This window comes from Candidatus Symbiopectobacterium sp. NZEC135 (assembly GCF_025962695.1).
This window is the reverse complement of the sequence record NZ_JAGFPF010000220.1, coordinates 1-2288: the sequence shown is the minus strand read 5'-3', so window position 1 is coordinate 2288 and position 2288 is coordinate 1. Positions and strand designations below refer to the sequence as shown.

Sequence of the window (2288 nt, the reverse complement as noted above, 5' to 3'; positions counted from 1 at the left end):
CAAACCGGTTCAGGATGAACTGCTCAGCCCCCTCCCCGCTGACACACAGCAATCCATTCGCCAGGCGCTCTCTGGTGCTCACACCTCACCGCCACAACACCCCAATACCAAAGTCACAGGCGCATTAGACAAGCTGGAGCAACTAAAAAACAAACCATTCGTGAAAGCGTTGGGAATGGGCCACATCGTCAATGTGCTGCAAAAAGGGATAGTCAACATTGCGGGCCGCAGTTTGTTCAATCACAGTCTGCAAGACGCAGTTGCCACAGCCTATCAGAAAGGACGCAATGCCAGTCTGGCCACGGGATCGCTAAAGGCGCTTAACGCCGTAAAGCAAGAAATCACACAGCATCAACGGGGTTCCGCTGACGCACGCGCAAGTAGCATGCCGTATCCACACACCGAGCTTGAAACCGTTACCCACAACGCCGTGCTCAATCATCTCTTAAAAACCAAGGGCCACGCACGCCATGATGGAAACGTTCTCTCGGCCGCCGCGCAAATTGCCTACCATAAAGGGCTTTGTGACGGCATTCGTAACGCCTATCTGCATACCTTAGGCAGCGCCGCACAGGATGCAGGCCTTTCCGGCGAGACACCACACAGCGATGAAGCCTTCACACCGAAGGGAGCTGGCGCGAATCCCTATATCAGACCAGCCTTAGACGCGGTAACGCAACACTATCCCGACGCATTGATGAACCAGGAAATTAAAGACCAACTGTCAAAACATGCTCATCACCAGCTAATGGCAGAAATAGAGACGTTATCAAGGAATTTAAAACCCAAGCTTGAGAGCTTGCCATCCGCTGATAGTGATAACGACTCGGCATTAAACGCTAAACTACAAAATTTAATGAAATATTCCCCCGATCGTTTCGACGACAGCCTGACGAAGATTTCTACGCGTTTTGAAGGATTCGTTTCTTATTAAGACTATAGGTTCAGCAGATTATTGAAGCGGCATAACGCTCACTTAATTAATATTCTGCTTAACCTTCAATATTCATCCAGCACTCAGGAGACCACATGCGAGCAGCAATATCAAAGAACATTAGCACATTAATGAAAAATTTCATGCAACCCTTACCGCCATCATTGACAAAAAATACGGCTGCTGGCGTTATTAAACATGATGTTAAAAAAGCATCAAACAGCGCAATAAAATTTACACCTTCATCCTATGCATCATCTACCGTGCCGACCAAACAACTGCCGCTCAGTGAACTCAGCATTATTTATGCGCGGAAACAGTCAGATAATTTCGCGAGCGAACACAGTAAATTCCTACAGCTTCTGAGCCGTAATTTAGCCACAGGTACCCCTTCGCCGATTAAAAAACCTCTCGTCGCAACTCCTGCGCCAGCGCCTATCGCGATGAGCACATTCATCCCGCCAGCGCCCGTAACACCGAGTAAAACGGGAATACCGCCGCCACCCCCTATGCCGCCGGCATCGTATGTACCGCCAAGAATCATCCAGACGGATACAGTAAACTCAGCACCAATGGTACGTGAAAAGAAGAGCATTAAACCCGAAACAACACCGAAATATAACTCCGTCATGGATGAGCTTAAAAAAAGATTTGAAGCCTCATCCTATAGAGCACAGGAAGCAAGCCACTAAACCGTTTCAAATAAATATGGCGCGAAATCTCGCGCCATTGCCGGAAAAGGCTCTTTCTATTACCTATAAATTACTTAACTATTCCGTAGCGATATAGTATCCATCAAGATAACCATCGCTGCCCCTGTTACCATACTCACCCTCATAAGATAGGTGTCTGGCAACAATGTAATCCTTACCCTTGTATTTTATATAGTAAGGGTGCACCAGGCCTTCAACGGGTAATATTCTTGTCGTGGTTTTCTTCTCGATATCGGTTTTCCAAACACAGGCAACACCGCCGTCATTGTCAAAATAGAACGCGTTTTTATCCCCCCAGGTATAGCGACGATCATACTCCCATTGGGATGATTTATTCTCATTGGGATCTAATTGAGGCAGGAAAACATCAACACCGAGATCGGGGCGATCTGAAGGAAAATAGAAAATACTGTCAGTCGCCGCAATACGCCATTTCCCATCGGGAGAACCGCCTCGGCTGGTACAGGTTACAATACCACAATATCCCGTCCACGTTTCACTACCTTCTTCATCGTAGTCTCTGACGGTGGTTGCGGGTACTTCTTTGGGGGCCGACAGTCCTTTATCCGATACTTCTATCTCAAACTGCTTTTCATAATGGTAATCACCGCGACCGTAACTGATGGAATAGCTAAGGATAT

2 protein-coding genes and 1 pseudogene are annotated in these 2288 nt (G+C 47.4%); 2 read left to right on the top strand and 1 reads right to left on the bottom strand.

What is annotated here, in order from left to right; all coding sequences use genetic code 11:
* Both J5224_RS25145 and J5224_RS25140 read left to right on the top strand, forming a co-directional pair.
* A pseudogene (locus J5224_RS25145) lies at window positions 1-934 on the top strand (hypothetical protein); the annotation flags it as partial.
* Between the two features lie 95 nt (window positions 935-1029).
* Window positions 1030-1626 carry a hypothetical protein gene (locus J5224_RS25140; RefSeq protein ID WP_264627937.1) on the top strand — a complete coding sequence of 199 codons (597 nt, stop codon included), beginning with the start codon at window positions 1030-1032 and terminating at the stop codon, window positions 1624-1626.
* Window positions 1627-1704: 78 nt separating this feature from the next.
* On the opposite strand, the gene J5224_RS25135 is transcribed toward J5224_RS25140, so the two are convergent.
* Window positions 1705-2288, bottom strand: a 584-nt coding sequence (locus J5224_RS25135) for a hypothetical protein (protein ID WP_264627936.1), incomplete at its 5' end; no start/stop codon positions are given.